At 40.4% G+C, this 21101-nt stretch carries 20 protein-coding genes and 1 rRNA gene; 4 read left to right on the forward strand and 17 right to left on the reverse strand.

What is annotated here, in order from left to right; translation table 11 throughout:
• Positions 1–19: 19 nt before the first annotated feature.
• The 14 genes from IGI76_RS08990 to IGI76_RS09055 form a co-directional block, all read right to left on the reverse strand.
• A 16S ribosomal RNA gene (locus tag IGI76_RS08990) occupies positions 20–1579 on the reverse strand.
• A gap of 540 nt (positions 1580–2119) precedes the next feature.
• Positions 2120–2305 (reverse strand): hypothetical protein, encoded by a 186-nt coding sequence (locus IGI76_RS08995; protein ID WP_005230211.1) that lies wholly within the window; start codon positions 2303–2305, stop codon positions 2120–2122.
• Positions 2306–2444: 139 nt separating this feature from the next.
• Positions 2445–2966 carry a GNAT family N-acetyltransferase gene (locus tag IGI76_RS09000; RefSeq protein ID WP_430599408.1) on the reverse strand — a complete coding sequence of 174 codons (522 nt, stop codon included), beginning with the start codon at positions 2964–2966 and terminating at the stop codon, positions 2445–2447.
• A 65-nt stretch (positions 2967–3031) separates the two neighbouring features.
• Complete coding sequence (locus IGI76_RS09005) at positions 3032–3970, reverse strand: dihydroorotate oxidase (RefSeq protein ID WP_333719205.1); 939 nt, start codon at positions 3968–3970, stop codon at positions 3032–3034.
• Between the two features lie 209 nt (positions 3971–4179).
• On the reverse strand, positions 4180–5220 hold the full coding sequence (locus IGI76_RS09010) for a galactitol-1-phosphate 5-dehydrogenase (protein WP_333719206.1): 1041 nt from the start codon (positions 5218–5220) through the stop codon (positions 4180–4182).
• Positions 5221–5345: 125 nt separating this feature from the next.
• A complete protein-coding gene (locus tag IGI76_RS09015) occupies positions 5346–5897 on the reverse strand; it encodes a class II aldolase/adducin family protein (protein WP_333719207.1) in 552 nt (183 codons plus the stop codon).
• Positions 5863–7461 carry a PTS sugar transporter subunit IIA gene (locus tag IGI76_RS09020; RefSeq protein WP_438781401.1) on the reverse strand — a complete coding sequence of 533 codons (1599 nt, stop codon included), beginning with the start codon at positions 7459–7461 and terminating at the stop codon, positions 5863–5865. Before IGI76_RS09020 ends, IGI76_RS09015 begins: the two co-directional genes overlap by 35 nt.
• A gap of 335 nt (positions 7462–7796) precedes the next feature.
• A complete protein-coding gene (locus IGI76_RS09025; protein ID WP_081117255.1) occupies positions 7797–8237 on the reverse strand; it encodes a PTS sugar transporter subunit IIA in 441 nt (146 codons plus the stop codon).
• Between the two features lie 62 nt (positions 8238–8299).
• Positions 8300–9556: a PTS transporter subunit IIC gene (locus IGI76_RS09030; protein ID WP_005236230.1), complete on the reverse strand. Its 1257-nt coding sequence runs from the start codon at positions 9554–9556 to the stop codon at positions 8300–8302.
• Between the two features lie 2 nt (positions 9557–9558).
• The gene (locus IGI76_RS09035) at positions 9559–9861 is read right to left on the reverse strand and encodes a PTS sugar transporter subunit IIB (RefSeq protein ID WP_015509814.1); all 303 of its coding nucleotides are present in this window, start codon (positions 9859–9861) and stop codon (positions 9559–9561) included.
• Positions 9862–9885: 24 nt separating this feature from the next.
• Positions 9886–10959, reverse strand: coding sequence for an alcohol dehydrogenase catalytic domain-containing protein (locus IGI76_RS09040; RefSeq protein ID WP_333719209.1), 1074 nt, complete (start codon positions 10957–10959; stop codon positions 9886–9888).
• A gap of 540 nt (positions 10960–11499) precedes the next feature.
• Entirely contained in the window at positions 11500–11817 is a 318-nt protein-coding gene (locus IGI76_RS09045; protein WP_081117258.1) for a DUF2500 domain-containing protein, read from the reverse strand.
• Positions 11818–12573: 756 nt separating this feature from the next.
• The gene (locus IGI76_RS09050; protein ID WP_005231940.1) at positions 12574–12903 is read right to left on the reverse strand and encodes a metal-sulfur cluster assembly factor; all 330 of its coding nucleotides are present in this window, start codon (positions 12901–12903) and stop codon (positions 12574–12576) included.
• A 74-nt stretch (positions 12904–12977) separates the two neighbouring features.
• A complete protein-coding gene (locus IGI76_RS09055; protein ID WP_005230189.1) occupies positions 12978–13913 on the reverse strand; it encodes a YitT family protein in 936 nt (311 codons plus the stop codon).
• A 153-nt stretch (positions 13914–14066) separates the two neighbouring features.
• Here IGI76_RS09055 and IGI76_RS09060 point away from each other — a divergent pair, with 153 nt between their 5' ends.
• On the forward strand, positions 14067–14558 hold the full coding sequence (locus tag IGI76_RS09060) for a YajQ family cyclic di-GMP-binding protein (protein ID WP_438781403.1): 492 nt from the start codon (positions 14067–14069) through the stop codon (positions 14556–14558).
• A gap of 91 nt (positions 14559–14649) precedes the next feature.
• On the opposite strand, the gene IGI76_RS09065 is transcribed toward IGI76_RS09060, so the two are convergent.
• The 3 genes from IGI76_RS09065 to IGI76_RS09075 all read right to left on the reverse strand — a co-directional run bounded on the left by IGI76_RS09065 (position 14650) and on the right by IGI76_RS09075 (position 18630).
• A complete protein-coding gene (locus tag IGI76_RS09065; RefSeq protein ID WP_333719211.1) occupies positions 14650–17142 on the reverse strand; it encodes an ATP-dependent DNA helicase in 2493 nt (830 codons plus the stop codon).
• A 257-nt stretch (positions 17143–17399) separates the two neighbouring features.
• Positions 17400–17936, reverse strand: a complete 537-nt coding sequence (locus IGI76_RS09070) for a hypothetical protein (protein ID WP_016611127.1) — start codon at positions 17934–17936, stop codon at positions 17400–17402.
• Positions 17937–18216: 280 nt separating this feature from the next.
• Positions 18217–18630 carry a GNAT family N-acetyltransferase gene (locus tag IGI76_RS09075; RefSeq protein ID WP_438781407.1) on the reverse strand — a complete coding sequence of 138 codons (414 nt, stop codon included), beginning with the start codon at positions 18628–18630 and terminating at the stop codon, positions 18217–18219.
• A 98-nt stretch (positions 18631–18728) separates the two neighbouring features.
• Here IGI76_RS09075 and IGI76_RS09080 point away from each other — a divergent pair, with 98 nt between their 5' ends.
• From IGI76_RS09080 to IGI76_RS09090, 3 genes are all read left to right on the forward strand, one after another.
• On the forward strand, positions 18729–19349 hold the full coding sequence (locus IGI76_RS09080) for an MBL fold metallo-hydrolase (protein ID WP_005230178.1): 621 nt from the start codon (positions 18729–18731) through the stop codon (positions 19347–19349).
• A 33-nt stretch (positions 19350–19382) separates the two neighbouring features.
• Complete coding sequence (locus IGI76_RS09085; protein WP_005230175.1) at positions 19383–20087, forward strand: histidine phosphatase family protein; 705 nt, start codon at positions 19383–19385, stop codon at positions 20085–20087.
• Between the two features lie 148 nt (positions 20088–20235).
• Positions 20236–21069, forward strand: coding sequence for an undecaprenyl-diphosphate phosphatase (locus IGI76_RS09090; protein WP_005230172.1), 834 nt, complete (start codon positions 20236–20238; stop codon positions 21067–21069).
• Positions 21070–21101 lie beyond the last annotated feature (32 nt).

Genomic DNA, 21101 nt, shown 5'->3' on the forward strand with positions numbered 1-21101 from the left:
CTTCCGAAATATTCCTTAGAAAGGAGGTGATCCAGCCGCACCTTCCGATACGGCTACCTTGTTACGACTTCACCCCAATCATCTATCCCACCTTAGGCGGCTGGCTCCAAAAAGGTTACCTCACCGACTTCGGGTGTTACAAACTCTCGTGGTGTGACGGGCGGTGTGTACAAGGCCCGGGAACGTATTCACCGCGGCGTGCTGATCCGCGATTACTAGCGATTCCGGCTTCATGTAGGCGAGTTGCAGCCTACAATCCGAACTGAGAGAAGCTTTAAGAGATTAGCTTAGCCTCGCGACTTCGCAACTCGTTGTACTTCCCATTGTAGCACGTGTGTAGCCCAGGTCATAAGGGGCATGATGATTTGACGTCATCCCCACCTTCCTCCGGTTTGTCACCGGCAGTCTCGCTAGAGTGCCCAACTAAATGATGGCAACTAACAATAAGGGTTGCGCTCGTTGCGGGACTTAACCCAACATCTCACGACACGAGCTGACGACAACCATGCACCACCTGTCACTTTGCCCCCGAAGGGGAAGCTCTATCTCTAGAGTGGTCAAAGGATGTCAAGACCTGGTAAGGTTCTTCGCGTTGCTTCGAATTAAACCACATGCTCCACCGCTTGTGCGGGCCCCCGTCAATTCCTTTGAGTTTCAACCTTGCGGTCGTACTCCCCAGGCGGAGTGCTTAATGCGTTTGCTGCAGCACTGAAGGGCGGAAACCCTCCAACACTTAGCACTCATCGTTTACGGCGTGGACTACCAGGGTATCTAATCCTGTTCGCTCCCCACGCTTTCGAGCCTCAGCGTCAGTTACAGACCAGAGAGCCGCCTTCGCCACTGGTGTTCCTCCATATATCTACGCATTTCACCGCTACACATGGAATTCCACTCTCCTCTTCTGCACTCAAGTCTCCCAGTTTCCAATGACCCTCCCCGGTTGAGCCGGGGGCTTTCACATCAGACTTAAGAAACCGCCTGCGCTCGCTTTACGCCCAATAAATCCGGACAACGCTTGCCACCTACGTATTACCGCGGCTGCTGGCACGTAGTTAGCCGTGGCTTTCTGGTTAGATACCGTCAAGGGATGAACATTTTACTCTCATCCTTGTTCTTCTCTAACAACAGAGTTTTACGATCCGAAAACCTTCTTCACTCACGCGGCGTTGCTCGGTCAGACTTTCGTCCATTGCCGAAGATTCCCTACTGCTGCCTCCCGTAGGAGTCTGGGCCGTGTCTCAGTCCCAGTGTGGCCGATCACCCTCTCAGGTCGGCTATGCATCGTTGCCTTGGTGAGCCGTTACCTCACCAACTAGCTAATGCACCGCGGGTCCATCCATCAGTGACGCAAAAGCGCCTTTCAACTTTCTTCCATGCGGAAAATAGTGTTATACGGTATTAGCACCTGTTTCCAAGTGTTATCCCCTTCTGATGGGCAGGTTACCCACGTGTTACTCACCCGTTCGCCACTCTTTTTCTTTCGGTGGAGCAAGCTCCGGTGAAAGAAAAAGCGTTCGACTTGCATGTATTAGGCACGCCGCCAGCGTTCGTCCTGAGCCAGGATCAAACTCTCATAATGATTTGTTTGAATGACCATACGGTCATTAAGCTCATAAAAATTAACTTTGCTAGCTATTGCTTGCATGTATTTGTTTCAATAAATTGAAACGTCCTACACATTGGTTCGTTTGCTTGCTTTGTTCAGTTTTCAAAGGTCTACCATGCTGTGTTAGCAACTTTTATATCATATCAGAGCGACATTCGATTGTCAACTCTTTTTTAAAAGTTTTTTTCGCTCGTTGTTTTTCAACTTCGTAGCGGCTGTCTCAGCGACTTAATTAGAATAACAAATGATTTGTTATTTGTCAACAACTTTTTTCAATTAATTTTGTTGATGTATCAACATTGATTAACTGTTTTATTATTGCGACTTCGTTATAATATCATCTGTTTTATTTTTGGTCAAGTCTTTTTTTGAAGTTTTTTCAACTGTTGTTTTGACCCGCTGGCTCAATTGCCAACGTTGAATACTTTATCATTCTATGAATGAAAGAGCAAGCTTTTTTTCTGAAATTTTTCCAATTAACAAAAATAAAGAAAAAAACTACCAAAAGGTAGTTTAATCAATATCGATCGTACGGAAACGGATTTGATTTTGATCGTCTCGTTTTAAGGTTGTTTCTTCTTTCAAATAAGAGAACTTCTTCTCATCGATCGCTGGATTTTCAAGCATTTCTTCATACCCTGCAAAAATATCATGGATGTATTTTTTATAAGCTTTTTTCTTTTTGATTCTTTTCTTCATTTGGCACCGTCCTTTACGTGCTTATCTTAGCAAGCCGAAAGGATTCTGACAACCATTATCCGCATTTTCATACCAAAAATTCACTTTGACACAACTTTTCCATTCTTTCAGCCAAGTGACAAGAATGGAAAAAGAATGTTTAGTTTGTGATCAAACGTTTTTGAAAAGCCAATCGCTCTCCATTCGGAAAAGGAAATGTTACCTCTCCTTTATATTGATAGCCAGCTGCTTGGATATTCTTTTGCATCCCAATATTGGCTTTATACGTATCGATACGCATATCAACGATTCCTTGCTCTAATGCAACCACTTCAAGAGCTTGCAGCAATTTGGCACTTAACTTTTGCCCTTTAAAATGAGAACTGACAACGACGCGATGAATGGATAGATACGGACCGTTCCCATCCCACCCTGCGCCGGTAATTGCGTTGTAGACAGGATCATCACCAGAAACCAGTGCCGCAGACGCTGAGATTTTCCCATCTTTCACTAACACATAGCTTTCGCCTTTTGCAATATCTTCTTTGATTTGAGTTTCTTTTGGGCCATAGCCATTTTGCCATTGTGGTGATCCTTGAGCTTTTAAAAAAGCAATTCCTTCCTCAATCAGCGCCATTAACTCCGTTAAATCGCCCTCAGTTGTTTTACGAAATTTCTCCATTTAACCCCACCTTTCTTCTATGACTTTCTTCTATAAAAAGAAACAGAGGATGATAGAAAGTCGTTTTAATCAATCGTTTTTAGTTTGCCTTGAAATTCACTGATTGATTGATATCCTTTTTCTTTCATGATCGTTTCTAATTCTTTTGTCAATCGTTCAAAGATCGCCGGCCCTTCTTTTTGCAACTCTGTGCCGATCTGCAACATAGAGGCACCACACAACAAATGCTCATACGCGTCTTGACCATTACGAATCCCACCTGTACCAATAATTTTGATTTCTGGCTTGAGACGTGTATAGAAAGCCCGCACATTGGCTAATGCCGTTGGTTTCACATATTCGCCTCCGAGACCACCAAAACCACCTTTTGGTTTGATGACTACCGAGTCAGTAGCAGGATCGATGAATAAAGCATTCCCAATACTATTGATTGAATTGATGTAGGTTAACGGATACTTGTTTAATATCTTAGCCATCTCATCAAAGTGAGCCAAATCAAAGTATGGCGGCAATTTGACACCTAAAGGTTTTGTGAAAAAACCAAAGACTGTTTCAAGAATTTGATCGGTCAAAGGAAAATCATAGGCAACTTGTGGTTTTCCTGGCACGTTTGGACAAGAAAGATTCAACTCAGTGATTCCTTCAAAATCACTTTCTTGGATCTTCTTCAATAACTCAATGTTTTCAGCCATGCTCATACCAGCGACAGAGAAAAAGAAAGGCGCTTGCTGATTCATTTCCTGCTGTTTTTTGATGGCATAATCTAAGTAGTAGTCCACCCCTAGATTTGGTAATCCCATCGAATTGATGCTTCCTAACGGTAAATCGGTATAACGTGGTTCTGGATTTCCGGCACGTGCTTCTAGCGTTGCACTCTTTGTGACAAATGATCCAGCTGCTGATACCGCTAATTCATCTAATTCCTCGATCGTCATACAATGGACTCCTGAGGCGTTCATAAACGGATTTTCGTATGTATATTTCCCAAAATTCGTAGCTAACATTGATTCATTCCTCCAATCTTTTCAACTAGTTTACCGTTTCATTTCTGAAAATGCAACGGTGTCTTTGAGTGGGACAGGTTTTAGAAGGAGCAACCTCTTTAATCACTGTAGCAAATAAAAAAACCATATCCATACAGCTTATTAAAGCTTGCTGAATAAATATGGTTTTTGAAAACAATCTGTTTGTTCTGTAATCATATGTTGGTTTTTTAGAGCATGATCATGATTTTATTAAAGCTTTCACTTCTATTTACCGCTAAATCAAATGCTCTTTGAAGATCCTCTAACGGAAAGCGATGGGAAATCATATGACTGACACTTAAGCGTCCGCTTTCTAAAAAGGTGATCGAATCAAACCATTCTTTACCTGGGAAAGGTGCAGAATAGCTATTCCAAAAACCCTTAATGGTTAATTCACTGCGAAAGATTTTTTCAAATGCCCGTTGCTTAATCAAAACATCAGAATAAGCGATCCCTTGAAATCCAATTTTCCCGCCTTTTTTTGTCACTAAGAGACATTGTTCTTCAGTTATTTTAGTACCTGCACATTCCATTGCAATATCTACGCCTAAACCATCCGTTATCCGAGAAATCTCTTTTTCAAGGTCTTGAACACTAGGATCGATCGTATCGGTGACACCTAAATCTAATGCTTGTTCCAGTTTCTCTGATTGAATATCAATGCCAATGATCGTTTTCACACCCGCAATTTTTAACCATTGGATCGTCAGCAACCCAATCGTTCCTAACCCAAAAACGGCAACGACATCGCCCACTCTAGGTTCGATTCCATAAACACCATGCGCTGAGACAGCAAGAGGCTCAATCATGGACGCTTCTTCAAACGTCAACTTAGTTCCTATTTTCACGATATTGCTCGCTGGCACGGAGACGTATTCAGCAAATCCTCCAAACCGTTGCGAGCCCATCATGATATAGTCCGTGCATAATTGATACTTCCCGATAGCACAATATGCACAGTTATGACAAGGAATAAATGGGACAACAGCAACTCGATCGTCTTTTTTTAAATGATGAACAGAACGACCAACTTTTACAATAGTCCCAGCCATCTCGTGCCCCATGATCATAGGTAACTGGTATTTCCAACCTTTACTCATTTTGTGGATATCTGACCCACAGATTCCTGAAGCTTCAACTTTTACAATCACTTCATTCTGATGGCATTGTGGAACATCCATTTCTCGAATCTCAAATTCATTCAGTCCAATTAAGAAACCAGCCCTCATCTACTCTCCTCCAATCTTCATTCATGGGATTCATAGGTAACGTTTGTTTTATCAGTATAATATTCATAGCCCTGCTGGAGAAGCGCTTGCGAATGTAAATGCACATAAGCATTTGTTTCTAGTCTCTACAGATAATCATTTGCAAAAGCCAAATTAGTGGCTCCAACAATTACCCCATGTTCTCGCAGTAACATTCCATATGGTAGTCTTTCTTTATTTGTCACCATGTTTTGAGAGTAGTCACCAACAAAGTTTGCTAACTTTTCAGTTGTTGCAGGTGCATAATCCAAACAACGGATCGCATCCGGTCCGAAACGAAGGTTTTCACAGACGATGGGCATATCAGTCCCTATACAACTGTAAACCATCAAATTTAATGGATGAGCATGAATCACTGCTTTTATCCGTGGATCTGAGTGATAAAAACTCATATGCATATTGATTTCCCTGGTCAAGCGACCAGTACCTTCGATGAGGGATAGTTTCTTATCTACCAAAATAATTTGCGCTGCCTCTAATTCCCAAAGATACTGAACAGATGCCAAAGTAGGCGTCATCAAGAAATGATCTTCTGAAACTTTTATAGAGATATTGCCACCAGCAGCATCCGTTAGCTTCCTGTCAAATAAAGATTTGGCGATCTTACATATGAATTTCCGTTCTTCTAAATAATCCATCGGCTTCCTCCTGTCTAAAACGTAAATATTTTTCAATTAATCCATATTTCCCAAGAAACATTATATCTTCAACAATTTCTAAGTATTCTTCACTTCTTACAAGAGCGACGAAGAAAACATAAGTCACTTGAAAATAATCCTCAGATCCGTAAGAGATTTTTTGTTTATTCGTCAAAAGGCTAATCGTGCTACGGTGGACATTTCCCCGATTGTTCGCATGAGCTAAAGCAACACCTTCACTTATTACGATATAAGGTCCATTTTGTTTCACGTTTTCAACGACTTCTTCTACATAGCTCTGCTCGATACACTCATTTTGTGTCAATACTTCCCCTGCTAAGCGTAAAGAACGCTCCCAAGAACATTTTTGGTCGATTCTGATAACATGCGAATTTAACAAGTAATCATGCAATCTCCTTTGTGGTTGTTGGACAAATTGAACAAATTTTTCTTCAGTCTCTTCTTCATTAATCGTAAACAAACGGTCAACCATCTTTACTATTTTTTGGATATCTTCTTGGGTCACAAAAGGTGTTATTCTTAAAACATCCTCTTCCAAAAAAGGCAAAGAATCAGCAGTTAAGATTAAACGATTGGCTTTTTGACGGAAGCACATCTTACGATAAGTACCAAATGTTAGCACATCCATAATTTTGAACTGCTTGTATCGACTAATTTTCATAGCAATCATTTTCGCTATCGATAAATTTTCACACACGATCCAGATATCGATTTTGCTCATCTTATATTCTTGTCGGGTTAAGGCAGTTGCGATATGAATAGCGATCGTAGTAATAAATGATTCATTGAAGGATCGGGACAGGTAGTTTTCACTGACACCACTATTAGCCCTTACAGCTACGATAATATCCATAAACTGATGCCGCAAAAGACCGATATTTTCAATATCCAAAATAATGTTCTCTTCTTCAATAATTTGTAAGTGATTGTATAGATCAGAAATTAAGTCAAATTCGTACTTTAGAGTCGTCCTTAAATCTTCATCAATTTTATTCAGAAAATAGATGACCAAATTATACAATTCAGCATCCTTCGCATTTTTTCGCTTTTTCAAATGACAAAATTCTGCTATTGCCTGTTTGTCTTCGAAAGAGATCGTTCGATCAAATCTTTTTTCAATTTGATCGATGAGTATGCTCAGGTTTTCCGACATAACGACAAATTTGGGAGATTCACCTTGTTCTTTGCGAGGCATATTGATAACGATAAAAATATAGACGAAAAGATCAAACTGCTGATACTTTTCTGCATACTTTAACTCGTTAAAAATGAATCCCAAAAAGTCTAAATACTCCATTGACCCGTCAAATGCCCGAAGGATTTGCATTCCGACATAATTGATGTATCCTTTTGCGTCTATATTTTCTAAAAACAATGTAAACAAATACTCTCTTTTCTCCGATTGATTCATCTTAAGGATAACCCCTTCACCCCTAAGCGTTTCGATATATTTACTCATGATCACTTCTTGTTTTTTCAACGTATTGATATCGCGGATGATTGTTAATCGACTGACGTAAAACAAATCAGCAAAATGATCCATCGTAAGAACATCTTCTGTTATCAATAAATTGATCAGAAGTAATGTGCGTCTTTCATCAGGATTCAAGGAATAGTCGTAAGGGGACAATTCTAAAACAAGCTGATAAGCTTCTGACAAATCTAGTTCATCAGGAACCCGTAAGTATCCGCTTTCAATTTTCACTTGCGGCATATCGTGAGTATTTAGAAACGAGTTCATGACTTTGATTTCACTCGTGAATTTCTTTGGCGAGAGATTCAAGTTTTTATAAAGTTGCTCCAATCTAATTTTCGTTATTTTGTTATATAGTAGGAGATAGATGATTTCAGCAGTAATTTTCCTCACAGCACTCCTCCTTAATGAATAGACAAATTCTCTCTTAAAAAATCAACAAGGTTTTCAGGTTCACACTTGCTTAATTGAACAATAAAATTTTGAGACTGGATGCTTAAAATCAATTTTTGAAGAAAATCAATATAGGTATGCTCATCTTTTAGTGCCATGCAAAATACATGTTCGACTGCTAAGTCGTCTACTTGAGTATCCATCTGTTTAAAAGTCACAGGCTTTTTTAGTCTTGCATAACAAACAGAAGATTCTTTCACAGAGGGATCAAAGGTATGCGGAATCGCAACTGGCGGGTCAACTGGCAAACCAGTAGGAAAATGATGTTCGCGTTCGATACAAGACTCAATAAAACTATTCCCGACGATCCCTTCGTTAAGCAGCTCAAGTCCGCATTGTTTAATCACTTCTATATTTGAGCGCTCATTCAATTCGATTGCTTTAAATTTCATACACTATTTCTCTCCCACTAAGCCATTTATTTTGTCAATAATTCGTTTATTCATTCGGTCAATTACCCAACGATTCGATGAAATAAGCTGATTATAATATTTGCTAAATTGTAGCCCCAGAAACTATCTGTCACAACACCTTCCACAGGCACACCGGTCGCATTCATCATTTCGGTTGCTTCAGGTGCAAAGGTGTTTGTTCCAATTAGAACGATGACTAAGAAGAAAAAGCCAGTGACGAGTGTTCGAAAAAGATTGCCATTTGATGCTAATGCTAGCAGTGGAATCATATATACGATTACTGTTAAAACACCTACTGGAAAATAATGCATACCAGGGATAATAAATGCTAAGAATATTGCTATCGGAATCAGAATCACTGTCGTTGTGATCGCTGTCGGATCTCCAAGACCAAGAGCAATGTCCATTCCGATATATAATTTTTTCCCTTCGCCAATATGTTTCTTCATAAATTCTTTGGCAGCTTCTCCGATCGCAGTCAAGCCTTCCATCATAACAGAGACCATTTTGGGTATCAGTACTAGCACCGCCGAAACTCCAACCCCCATAGAAATCGCTACCGTAAATTCTTGGCGTGTCAATACGCCTAGAAAAGTTCCCACCAACAAACCGATAACTGCTGGATCTCCAAAAAAACCAATTTTACTTTCCACTTTTTCCAAACTGATATCGATTTTGTTAAGACCAGGAATCAGATCGATCAGTTTATTTACTAATAGTCCAAAAGGATAAGCGAATGTAATAAATGAAAATGTCGTACAAGTCGTGCCTTCCAGTCCGTAATACGCCTCCCATCTAGGAGCAAACCACTGAGCCACGAATAAAGTGACAATTGATAAGCCAACCGTAACAGTCAAACCTAGCCAAAAACTATCAAACAAGGCATACGCTAATGCTCCAGGAATCAAAAAATGAATATAGTTCCAAATGTCGACATTCATGACCGTTGTCCATTTCAAAAGAATAAACAATACATTCAACCCCACGATCATCAAAATAGCAATCGCTGCAAAAGGTACTGACCACGAAGCCGCTCCAACAGCAGCCCAGCCAACATCCATCGTGGTATATCCTGATCCCATTTCCTGATAATAATCGATGGCTGGTTGCAAGGAAGTACCAAGGAGTCCTACAACAAGTCCCAACCCTTGAAAGCCGATGCCGACTAAAAGCCCTGTTTTTAGCGCTTTGCCAATTTTCATCCTAAAGACACAGCTCAAAATAAAAATGACAACGGGTAGCATAACCGATGCCCCCATATCCATGATGTTCTGAATAACTGATAATACAGCTTCCATTTTTATCCCCCTTTAATAATTCGATGGCACTCTTCAACGATTTTCTGCGCGGTCTGCTCTTCGTTGATTCCAGAGATCAAACTGAAAACAGGAAGAATCGGTACTTTTACTGGCTTGACATATCGAGTAGTCACCAAGATTAAATCCACCGTTTCTGCTTTTGAGGGAATTTGACTAATATTCCCTTTGGTGATGGAAGCCTGAATGTTGCTCTGAGCCAAGATTTGTTTGACTTTCTCTTGAACAACTGTGGACGTGGCGATCCCACTACCACAGGCAATATAGATCTCAATTTTTTTATTCATTTTCTTTCTCCTCCTTTCCTTACTCTATTTTTGAGATTTCAATATAGAATGAATTTTATACTCTTCTTCTGGTAGTAAAACGACTTTTAACGCCTTCCCTTCTCTTGTCAATTCGATGGCCTGATTGATGTCAGTTAAAGGCAACACATGAGAGATAATTTTTTCAGCAGGCAACTGATCTGATAAGGATAAATGGAAAGCTTTTTCGACTTGAATACTATTTGCACCATAATGACCATAAATCCAGAGATTGTTATAATGAACTGCATTCGTATCTATAGGCGTTAGTTGATTCTTTGCTACACCACCAAAAAAGACGACAGTCCCACATTTTCTAGCCATAAAAATACTTTGTTGCTGTGCTTCTATTGATGGATTGGCTGAAATCACTTTATGTGCGCCATGTCCATTCGTATACTCTTTCACCTTTTCAACAGGATTTTCTTTTGAAGAATCGATCCTATGATCTACATCAAACGCTTCCATAAGAGCTAGTCTGTCAGCATTTTTATCAATCACGATCACCTTTCTTGCTCCACGAATCCTTGCTAGAATCGCTAAAAAGACCCCAATTGGACCTGCACCAATAATGACGACCGAATCACCTAACGAAACCTGAATATTCTCCATGCATGCATAAGTGGAGGATAAGGGTTCAGCTAATGTTGCCGCGATAGGCTCTCGTCCTTCTGGCACTTCAAAAATCGCTCCTCGTTCTACTCTTGTAGCACTATATGCTATATACTCTGCAAAACCGCCTTGAAGATCGGTGTAACTTTCAGCTTCCGTACAACATTCGTGCTTCCCATTACGACAATTTTCGCAACGTAGGCAATGAGCCATAGGGTATACATAAACCATCTGCCCTCTTTGATACTTCGTCACATTTTCATCAATTTCGACGATCTCACCAACGATTTCGTGTCCATAAATATGAGGGTAGCGCCCCGCTTTTGAATCAGTCAGCAAATTGCGAATATCAGATCCGCACAGACCAACTGCCTTAACCTTCAATAGAAAACCTCCTTCTGGACAGCAGGGTCGCTCTACTTGTTCATAGCGAATATCTCCTGGTCCATACATCAACGCAGCCTTCATTTTTTTCACAAACGTTCAACTCCATTCATTCTTTCTTATTTTACATGTTCATTGTAAGGTGCGTCGGATGTACCTCACAAGTAACACTTTTAGTATTTCAAGTTCCATATTTGTTACTTGAAAGAGAAAATGTTTGTGAAAAACCAAGAACGATTTTTCCTTTTTGCAATTATTTCTGAAGTCACGTAAAAAACAAAAAACCTCGTAACAATGAGTCACGAGGTTTTGGTGAAGCAATCTATTCTATTTATGAGTATTTAAAAACTATCTGTAGCTCATCACTTCCGCCAATAAAACGGATGGGTAAACTAAATTAAGCCATTCGTCGCAGGAAATTTCCTTCGGTTTTGGTTTTATTTATGCGACCTCATAAGTAGAAATTCTCAAGTGTTACTCGATAATACTTGCGTTTTCCATCGAAAGCGTACAATTCAAATCATTTCAAATGATAAGACACTTGAATAGGAGTTTTTTAATTGACTGTTCAACTTTTTTTTAAATTGAAAACGAATAAACACATACTATATACATACAAATTTTTTACCTATCAAGTGAATTAAACCTTTTTCTTTGATACCTCAACACTCCATTATCTCCGATGACGTATAATTTGTATTTTCCATACCCTACTTTAAATTCTAATCTTTCGCCACTTGCGATTTCAAATAAAAGATAATAGGTAATGGATTGATTCGTAAAGCCGTTTGCAGCAATATTCGTGCTACTAGTCATTCGTTTGTCTACTAGCGTGGCAAGTACTGCCACTTCTGGCGTAGATTGATCCTTTAAGAATTCGACAATATGATATAAGATAACTGCGACGAAAATAAAAGCAAATAAAGTAAATAGAAAATCCACAAAACACACTCCTTTTTGTTTTTATGATCAAGGGAATCAACCAAATCATTTTTACAACTTAACTATAATTATACATTAATACAATTAATTAATCTCGAATCTCTAATAAAAATATGTAACTCGCTAAATGATTGACCGAAACTGTAGTTTGGCTATCGTTTTCCTATATGTATGGTTGCATAGAACACATTTGTATATTTGTTAACCAAGAGTCAGTTGATAGGATGAAATCACATGACCTTTGAAAAAGCATTCCTAGAATCATCCTTCTTCATTCTACATTGACTCCTTAAGGAAAATTCATCGTATCCCAAAATCTCTGACTAAATTCAGTAACTTTTATTTAGACATGTTTTCTGGGATGCACCTTAAGGTTATCAATGTGGATGAATAAGAATTTAATCTATGCTCTCTTTTTGTCAAAGTGATCGAAGGTTTATAGAAAGTATTACTATTTCGGCAAAGTTAAATACTAACTCACTTTGAGTTGTTATATGAATGGAAAATACGTTGAGCTTTCAAGTTTTAAAATATATGATTTTCTTTAATGCTTTTAGTAAAAAAGCATAACTTTTTCACCAAGTAACTGTTTATTTAAGAAAGTATTCTATAAAAAAACTCTTCTACCAACTTTTTCAAAGTTAATAAAAGAGTTCTGTGTTTATATCCTCATTTTGCCAACTGTCCGACACCTAAGAAAACAGCTTGTTCCATCTAGTTAACAAATATGAAACAACTTTCTATGATTGAAAATCCTTAACGAATCCCCAAAGCAATCCTTGCATAACGACTCATTTTATCGGTCGTCCAAGCGGGATACCAGACTAATTTCACCTCTGGATTTTTGACTTCTGGAATATCGCTTAGTGCTTCGTGTATCGATTCAGTCAATACGTCGGCTAAGGGACAGCCCATTGTTGTTAAGGTCATTTTGATTACGGTATTGCCTGTTTCTGCATCAAATTCGACTTCATAAACTAAGCCTAGATTCACTATATCAATCCCCAACTCAGGGTCAATCACGGTTTCCAAGGCAGCCAAGACACGCTCTTTGATTGCTTCTGCTTCTACTTCAGTATATGCCACGGTTGAAGACCTCCTTTAATTCTTGTTTCAAATAATACCTTCTTTTGCAAGATTTGTAAATGGACGATCCTTGATTATGGCCGGCTTTTCTTGTGTATTTTCAGTTCTGGGAAGACCCCTGTCGTTTTAAAGGTCCGTTGTTCATCATCTGTCGCAAAACGGCCTGTAATCGATTGGGTCGGCACAAAATTAATAAACGCATTGCCGTCAGCTTCTAAAACGGCTTGTTCTAAATCGTAGATCTCGTAGCGGGTCACGACCATCATGATCATATTACCAGGTACGCCTGAATACCCTCCGACTGAGGGGAACAAAGTCATGCCGCGAAACACATGCTTAGAAATATTTTTCCCAACAGCTTCCGCATTGGTCGTAATAATCATTGCCGTTACCTTTTGATGACTTGTGTGCAGCATGTCCACAACGTAGCTCATTGCGAAAATCGAAATGATCGTGTACAGCGCACTTTCCCAAGAAAAGACGAAACCTGAGACCATGACAATGATGCCGTTTAAAATAAACATATATTTACCGACTGTTTTTCCAGTCGTTTTTGATAATATCAACGAAAGGATATCCATTCCGCCGGTGGTAAAACCCATTTTCAGTGAAAACGCAACGCCGACGCCCAACAGTACGCCACCTAGCAAAGCGTTAACCAAAATATTGTCAGTGATCGCTCCTTGCGGAAGGATCATCGTTAAGACGGAAACGACAACGACATTGATAAAGCTCAATAGTGTCGATGATTTCCCGAGTTTGATGAACCCGAGAACAAAGATAGGCAAGTTTAAGAGGAAAATAAACAGCCCTGTACTAAGGTGAACGCCAAAATGTTCCAAGGCAAGTGCCACGATCAATTGGGCGACCCCGTTCATCCCAGCAGAAAGAACGTTTGCGGGAATCAAAAAGAAATTTAAAGCAATGGCTGCAGTGATACCTGACAGCAAAATAACCCCTATTTTTTTCAATCGTTCTGATTGTTCGTGCTTCGTTAATAACTTACTCACAATGATCTAGCTCCTTCACTAAAAATCTCCTTCCAAAGAATAGCAGTTTGTGTGAAAAAATGAAACAATTATTTGCAAAAATTTACTTTTCATTCCCGCATCGTTCGCCTCCATGTTAAAATCATAGGTAAGAGATGAGAGGAGTGATTGATTTTGGCAAAAGAAGCAAGTTTTGATGTCGTATCTGAGATCAAAACAGAAGAAGTGAAAAACGCCATTCAACAGGCGGAAAAAGAATTGAAAAACCGATTTGATTTTAAAGGCTCCACGGTAGAAATCAAGATGACTGAGGGCAAACTGACGATCGTTGGAGATGACGAATTTAAGTTGGAGCAAATCAAAGATGTGCTCTTTGCGAAGCTGATCAAACGGAATGTACCAACGAAAAATATTCAATTTGGCGAAACGGAGCATGCCTTGGGGGCAAAAGCTCGTCAAACGGCAGAATTGATCAATGGCATCGATAAAGAAAACGCCAAAAAAATAACGACAGCGATCAAAAACGCCAAGCTAAAAGTTAAAACCCAAATTCAAGACAATCAAATTCGGGTAACAGGCAAAAGTCGTGACGATCTGCAAGAGGTGATCCAATTGTTGCGTAAACTGCCCCTGACGATCGATTTACAATTTACAAATTATCGCTAATCAAAAAAACTAGAACAGAGCCTAACGTGATGGTTAGGCAAAATCAGCTTTATCTACTGATTTTGCGCAACCGCTCTTGAAAGCTCTGCTTCTAGTTTTTTTCTTGCCAAAAATGAGTCAATGCCTTTGATAACTCTTGCGGCCGACGAATCTGCAAGGCATGCTGCCAATGCAGTGGGAAAAGTTCTTGGTAACGCGGTGTCCGAAAGCGCTGATCCAGCAATAACACCACGCCACGATCGCTGACATCCCGAATCACTCGACCGGCTGCTTGCAGGACTTTATTCATCCCTGGCAGCTGATAGGCATACGCAAAGCCAGCTGCCTTTTTCTCATCGTAATATTCCCGAATCAATTCTTGCTCGTGATTGATTTGCGGCAGTCCGACTCCTACCACTGCGGCACCGATCAAGCGATCGCCTTTTAGGTCGATCCCTTCAGAAAAAATTCCTCCAAGGACACAAAATGCCACCAAAGTTTTTGGTTGACTCTTTGGTTCGTCTTGACTTTTATCCAGCAAGGATGATTGTTGCGAGTCAAAAGATTGAAACTGCGCAAGAAACGCCTCGCGCTCTGCTTCGTTCATAGCAGTCCCCTGAATCAAGACCTCCACCTCTGGCGCCTGTTGAGAAAATGCTGCCGCCACCTCATCCAAATAACGATAAGATGGGAAAAAGACCATATAGTTTCCCGCTTTCGCTGCCGTCATTTGCTGGATCGCATCAACGATCGCAGGAATGCTGGCTTCACGTTGGCGATATGTCGTTTGGATATAGTCCGCAATAAAAATCCCCTGATTTTTCGGATCAAAAGGACTTGGCAAGCGATAGCGCAAAGCTTCATCGCCGCCACCTAATACTTCTTGATAATACGACAAAGGGGTAAAGCTCGCAGAAAACAACAGGCTGGCCTTGCCCTTATCTAACACAGATTCCAAAAACGGCGCTGGTTCGATGCAAAATTGCCGTAGTTTGATATCATAGCGGTCGATCTCCACCGTCGTTTCGTAGTGATCATCATAAAATTCACTGATCTTCAAATAATGGTTAGCTTCAAAATACACTTGCAGCACTTCTTCTTGCAATTCATGCTCAGGATTTGCCGGCAACCATTCCTTCATCAATTCAGCTAATTTGTATAGCTGATTGACCATTGTTTCATGGGGAGCTGCTTGATGGTGGTATGACCATCCTTCCTCTTTTGCTAATTGGGCTAAAGCCGCAAATTCTTTATCAACTCTGTTTAGTGCGCGTTTTAATTTCTGTTGATCCTTCGGCAGCTTCTTCTTTAATTCCTTAAATGGCTGTCGTAAGATCGTTGCGGAATACATTTCTTTCGAACGATTAACTAAGTTATGGGCTTCATCCACTAAAAAGAAATACTCTTCGTCTGGCTCTTCAAAAAATCTCCGTAAATAAACGGTTGGATCAAACAAATAATTATAATCACCAATAATGACATCGCAAAAGACACTGACATCCAGTGAAAGCTCAAAGGGACAAACCGTATGCTTCATTCCATAAGTCTCGATCACTTCTCGGGTTATTTGGTTTTCGTGATGCAACAGATCCCACAATGCTTCGTTGATTCGATTGTAATAACCTTGTGCATAAGGACAATGCTCTGGCGTACAATTTCGTTCATCCAGAAAGCAAATTTTATCTTTGGCAGTGATCGTGACACTCTTGGTTTCACTACCGTTGTCTGCTAACTTGCTCAACGCATCTTCAGCCACTTGTCTGGTGATCGTCTTCGCCGTCAGATAAAAGACCCGATCTGCCCCTTCTTCCCCGAGAACTTTTAATGCGGGAAACAGCGTTGACATGGTTTTTCCAGTTCCCGTTGGCGCTTCCGCAAAAAGTCGCTTGTCATTTTTTAGTGTTTTATACGCCGCTGCTGCTAACTCTCGCTGCCCTTTGCGAAAGGTTTCAAAGGGAAAAGACAGCAGCTGCAAAGACGTATTGCGGACACGGCGCCAATTCTCTTGAAAAACTAACCATTTATGATATTCCTGAAGTAATTCTTCATAAAAAACAGCTAATTCTGAGAACTGAAATGTTCTTCTCGTACGGGTGGTCAGCTTTTCAGTGGTTTGATAATAAGTCAATTGTACGGCGATCCGATCGATGGGTCTCCTCGGATCATTTTCTCCATCAGCAGTAGCTTCTGCTTCTGGTTTCTCTTGTTTTTCACTGTCATTAAGCGCTGCTTGTTCATTTTCTTGTAGTAAAAACAAATAAGCATAAACCATTCCCTGGGCAAAAAACAAATCGATTTGATCTTCAGGGATATCTTCGAAAGCTGGTTCTGAAGTTTTGATCTCATCGATCACCCAAGAATTAACAGCTGCATCAAAAAAGAGACCATCGGCACGTCCTTCGACAGTGATCGAATCTTTCTCAATTTGGCTTTCTCGTTTGAAAAAGACTTCTTTTTGATACGCATCCCCAGCCTCTTTTTGTAGTTGGCGATGGATACGGGCGCCTTCTTGTGCGGTATGATTACTGACTTTGCGGCTATCAATATCGCCTCTGCGCAAAATAAATTCTACGATTTTTCTAACCGCAACTTTTCCTTTATACACGTGTTCACCTTCTCGTTTGCCATTATAGCGGATAGATCACTTTTGGAAAAGCGAACAGAAACAGCTTTTCATCCTCTGCGGAGAGTATCCTATCCAAACAGGTTTGATCTCTAAAAAAATCACTTGCGGCAAAATGCCTTCTCATCAGGTAATCAACGCCATTTCCACTTCCAGAAAATGGGTTTGACGAAAGGTCACCAAAAAAACCTACTCTACTCACCTAAGCAAGTAAAGCAGGAATATTTTTTTAAGAAAATTTATTGATCGACCTGAATGTCATAGCTAACGCCATTTTGATCATAGGCCTTCTGATTATTGGGATCTAAGGTGAACTCAAAGGTTCGCCCATCTGCCATGATCGTCAAACGTTTTCCTTCGACGATGTATGAGGCATCTTGATAGGTGATCTCATAAATTTGATAAGGATCGTTGGACAACTGTACCTCTGAATGGGAAAAATGACGCTGAAAATCACTTTCGATTTGTCCTTTATACAAGGCAACATCACTAGAGCTGGCTGAACTATCTTCTAAGTCTGCCATCGGCAAATACTGCTTAACGATCGTCAACTCATTCTCATGGAAATCATAAACCCCTTGGCTTTGCGGAAAGATGACACTCTCATCTTGGATCAACATCAAATCAAGGTCGCCATTTTCAACTGCTTTGGAGGCGGAAGTAACGGTTTCAGAAACTTCTTTCGAATCATCGATGGATAGCTCTTCCTCACCACAGCTCGCTAAAAGAAGCACAGCAAAGCATACAGTGAAAAAGAATTGGAGCGATTTTTTCATAAAAAACACCTTCTTACAAAAAGTTGATGTATACCAATCAAAACGAACACAAGGTCCTGAACACTTACTTTCCCCGAACTTAGTCACGACGAATGTTTCTGCTGCAGGAAAAAATTAGACCAGTTTCAAACGAAACACGCGCTTTCTTATTTTAATTAGTATAACAGCAGTTTTTTGCTAATGCGGTTTCTTAGAAAAATTTTCGAATTCCCACAATAATTCTGAGCTTTTCTCTCATCAAACTATTGGTTAGCCTTATCACCTGCCTGCCATAGGGTGGTCACAGCATCTTCACGAAATAAAGCCTATCCGTGCCAAGTACAGGTGTGTCATAAAGCACAGCAAATTGTTCGAAGCCGACTGCTTGATAGAACTGTGGCGCTTGGTAGTCTTGGGTGGTAACTGTCACGGAACGACACCCCGCTTTTTTACCGTGATCGAAAAGTGCTTCCATCAATTGTTTCCCCACCCCTTGATTCTGATGGTTTGGATCAACTGCAAACAATTGAATATGAATCGTATTACCTGTCCGTTTCCCAATCAACCCACCAAGTTGATCGTGATTGTCAAAAAATGCAAATGAAAGCTGCTCTTGATCGGAAAAGGCACTCACTGCCTCTGTTTTTTTCGTTGAATAATTGAGCCATTGACAGATCGCCTGACGATTGTCTTCTGTGTTCATCGTTTTTATCATTAATTTTTCACTCCTAAAAACCTTTCTTTGTTTCCTCTTATACTTTAAGCTATACTTATAGTCAGACACAAGTATTTGTGATCCTAGGAGGTTTTAGCATGAAAATCATTGGTTTAGTGACAGGACCCGTTCAAGAAAATTGTTACCTTATTTGGAAAGAAGATTTTTTGTTGATTATTGATCCTGGAGCAGAAGCAGCGAGATTGATCGCTGAGATCGAAAAAACAGGCGCAAAACCAGCAGCGATTTTATTGACCCACACTCATTATGACCATATCGGCGCAGTTGACCATTTGCGGGATTATTATCAGATCCCCGTTTACGTTAGTCCACTTGAGCAAGAATGGCTAAGTGATCCTATGAAAAACCTTTCTGGTCGTCATCCTGAATTAGGAACCATCACCGCACGTCCAGCAGAATTCGAGCTAGAATTGAAAGAGTACGAGATAGCTGGCATGTCCTTTAAGGTTGTTGCAACCCCAGGTCATTCCATCGGCAGCGTCAGTTTTATTTTTGACAAGTTTGTCGTTTCTGGAGACGCCTTATTTAAAGGCAGCATCGGTCGGACCGATCTACCAACTGGCAACCTTGAGCAATTGCTGACCAGCATCCAAACGCAACTTTTTGTTTTACCGAATCAGATGGCCGTTTATCCTGGCCACGGGGAACCAACAACAATCGAGATTGAGAAACGGACCAATCCGTTTTTTAACGCATAAACGAATTACGAACCAAAGGAGGAATTACTACTTATGGCAAAAACGGAATTGTATGTCGTGCGTCACGGGAAAACCATGTTCAACACATTGCAGCGTGTGCAAGGCTGGTGCGACACCCCATTGACTCGTACTGGTGAACAAGGCATCCATTATTTAGGACTCGGGTTACGAGATGTGGATTTTGTGGAAGCAGTATCCAGTGACAGCGGCCGCGCGATCGAAACGATGCGTCTGATACTGGGTGAACATGTCAGAGGACCAGAGATCCCTTATCATATCGACAAACGGATTCGTGAATGGTGCTTTGGCTCACTTGAAGGTGCCTATGATGCAGAAATGTGGGGCGTTCTGCCACGGATTCTTGACTTTCCTGATTACGATGATATGATTGCCAATCATGTCTCGTTTGAGGCGATCGCCAATGCGATCTACCACGCAGATACAGCCAATTGGGCGGAAACCTTTGATGTTTTGACCGAACGTGTCAAAACAGGGTTTGAAGATATCGCCTACCGCGTTGAGAAAAAAGGCGGCGGCAATGCGCTAGTTGTGTCTCACGGCTTAACGATCGCTTTTCTTTTGCATCTGATCAATGATGAGAACAATGTTCGCATGGATATTGAAAATGGCTCGGTCACTCGACTGATCTACGAAGATGGCAGCTTTACGATTGCTGAAGTGGGCAATACCGATTACATCAAAAAAGGCTTAGCACTCTCTCAAGAACTTTTATCCTAAGAGAAACCTTTGGCAGTTGATCAATTTCTTTAAGAAAGGAGCAGTTTTTGTTTTAAAAACTGCCCCCTTTTTTTAGGAAAAAGATTGGTATTCGAATCAGGAAACGGTATACTAAGAGTTGTATTTTGTCATAGAAAGGACTGAACCAATGTTTTTTACAAATTTCATAAAAGCGATTTTATTTGGGATCATTGAAGGGATCACGGAATGGCTGCCAATCAGCAGCACGGGTCACTTGATTCTAGCCGACGAATTTATCGGATTGAATGTAACTCCCGAGTTTATGACGATGTTCAATGTTGTCATACAACTGGGTGCGATTTTAGCAGTCGTCTACTTATATTTCCATAAACTAAACCCTTTTTCACCGCAGAAAAATGAGTTAGAGAAAAAAGATACATGGACGTTATGGTTTAAAGTCGTCGTGGCGGTCTTGCCATCGGTTATTATCGGATTACCGTTAGATGATTGGTTAGATGCGCACTTCTACAACTTTTTCTCCGTTTCGATCGTCTTGATCGTTTATGGGATCGGCTTTATCGTAGTTGAAAAACGAAACAAGAATAAAGCACCGAAATGTACCGATTTGAACAAATTCACCTACAAAGCGGCCTTGATTGTCGGCATGTTCCAGGTATTGGCATTGATCCCAGGAACTTCTCGTTCTGGTGCTACTATCTTAGGTGCTATCATGATCGGCGCTTCTCGTTATGTTGCTGCTGAATTTTCATTTTTCTTAGGTATTCCCACCATGTTTGGTGCCAGTGCCTTGAAAATCTTCAAGTTTTTGAAAGATGGCAATGCCTTTGATTTCCAAGGAACCGTCATCTTATTAACAGGAACCATCGTCTCATTCATCGTTTCGATCATCGCGATCCGTTTCTTGATGAACTACATCAAGCGTAACGATTTTACCGTATTTGGATGGTATCGTATCGTTTTAGGAATCATTTTGATCGGCTATTGGCTGATCCAATTATAAGCAAAAAGAGCAACTCTTGGGCAGGTAACTGC

This window comes from Enterococcus sp. DIV2449a (assembly GCF_051711225.1).
Taxonomy (GTDB): domain Bacteria; phylum Bacillota; class Bacilli; order Lactobacillales; family Enterococcaceae; genus Enterococcus_D; species Enterococcus_D casseliflavus.

Excerpts from the sequence above, each read along its gene's own strand:
- IGI76_RS08995 (WP_005230211.1), bottom strand. The coding sequence starts at position 2,305 with ATGAAGAAAAGAATCAAAAAGAAAAAAGCTTATAAAAAATACATCCAT.
- IGI76_RS09000 (WP_430599408.1), bottom strand. The coding sequence starts at position 2,966 with ATGGAGAAATTTCGTAAAACAACTGAGGGCGATTTAACGGAGTTAATG.
- IGI76_RS09005 (WP_333719205.1), bottom strand. The coding sequence starts at position 3,970 with ATGTTAGCTACGAATTTTGGGAAATATACATACGAAAATCCGTTTATG.
- IGI76_RS09010 (WP_333719206.1), bottom strand. The coding sequence starts at position 5,220 with ATGAGGGCTGGTTTCTTAATTGGACTGAATGAATTTGAGATTCGAGAA.
- IGI76_RS09015 (WP_333719207.1), bottom strand. The coding sequence starts at position 5,897 with ATGGATTATTTAGAAGAACGGAAATTCATATGTAAGATCGCCAAATCT.
- IGI76_RS09020 (WP_438781401.1), bottom strand. The coding sequence starts at position 7,461 with ATGGATCATTTTGCTGATTTGTTTTACGTCAGTCGATTAACAATCATC.
- IGI76_RS09025 (WP_081117255.1), bottom strand. The coding sequence starts at position 8,237 with ATGAAATTTAAAGCAATCGAATTGAATGAGCGCTCAAATATAGAAGTG.
- IGI76_RS09030 (WP_005236230.1), bottom strand. The coding sequence starts at position 9,556 with ATGGAAGCTGTATTATCAGTTATTCAGAACATCATGGATATGGGGGCA.
- IGI76_RS09035 (WP_015509814.1), bottom strand. The coding sequence starts at position 9,861 with ATGAATAAAAAAATTGAGATCTATATTGCCTGTGGTAGTGGGATCGCC.
- IGI76_RS09040 (WP_333719209.1), bottom strand. The coding sequence starts at position 10,959 with ATGAAGGCTGCGTTGATGTATGGACCAGGAGATATTCGCTATGAACAA.
- IGI76_RS09070 (WP_016611127.1), bottom strand. The coding sequence starts at position 17,936 with ATGAAAAAATCGCTCCAATTCTTTTTCACTGTATGCTTTGCTGTGCTT.
- IGI76_RS09075 (WP_438781407.1), bottom strand. The coding sequence starts at position 18,630 with ATGATAAAAACGATGAACACAGAAGACAATCGTCAGGCGATCTGTCAA.
- IGI76_RS09080 (WP_005230178.1), top strand. The coding sequence starts at position 18,729 with ATGAAAATCATTGGTTTAGTGACAGGACCCGTTCAAGAAAATTGTTAC.
- IGI76_RS09085 (WP_005230175.1), top strand. The coding sequence starts at position 19,383 with ATGGCAAAAACGGAATTGTATGTCGTGCGTCACGGGAAAACCATGTTC.
- IGI76_RS09090 (WP_005230172.1), top strand. The coding sequence starts at position 20,236 with ATGTTTTTTACAAATTTCATAAAAGCGATTTTATTTGGGATCATTGAA.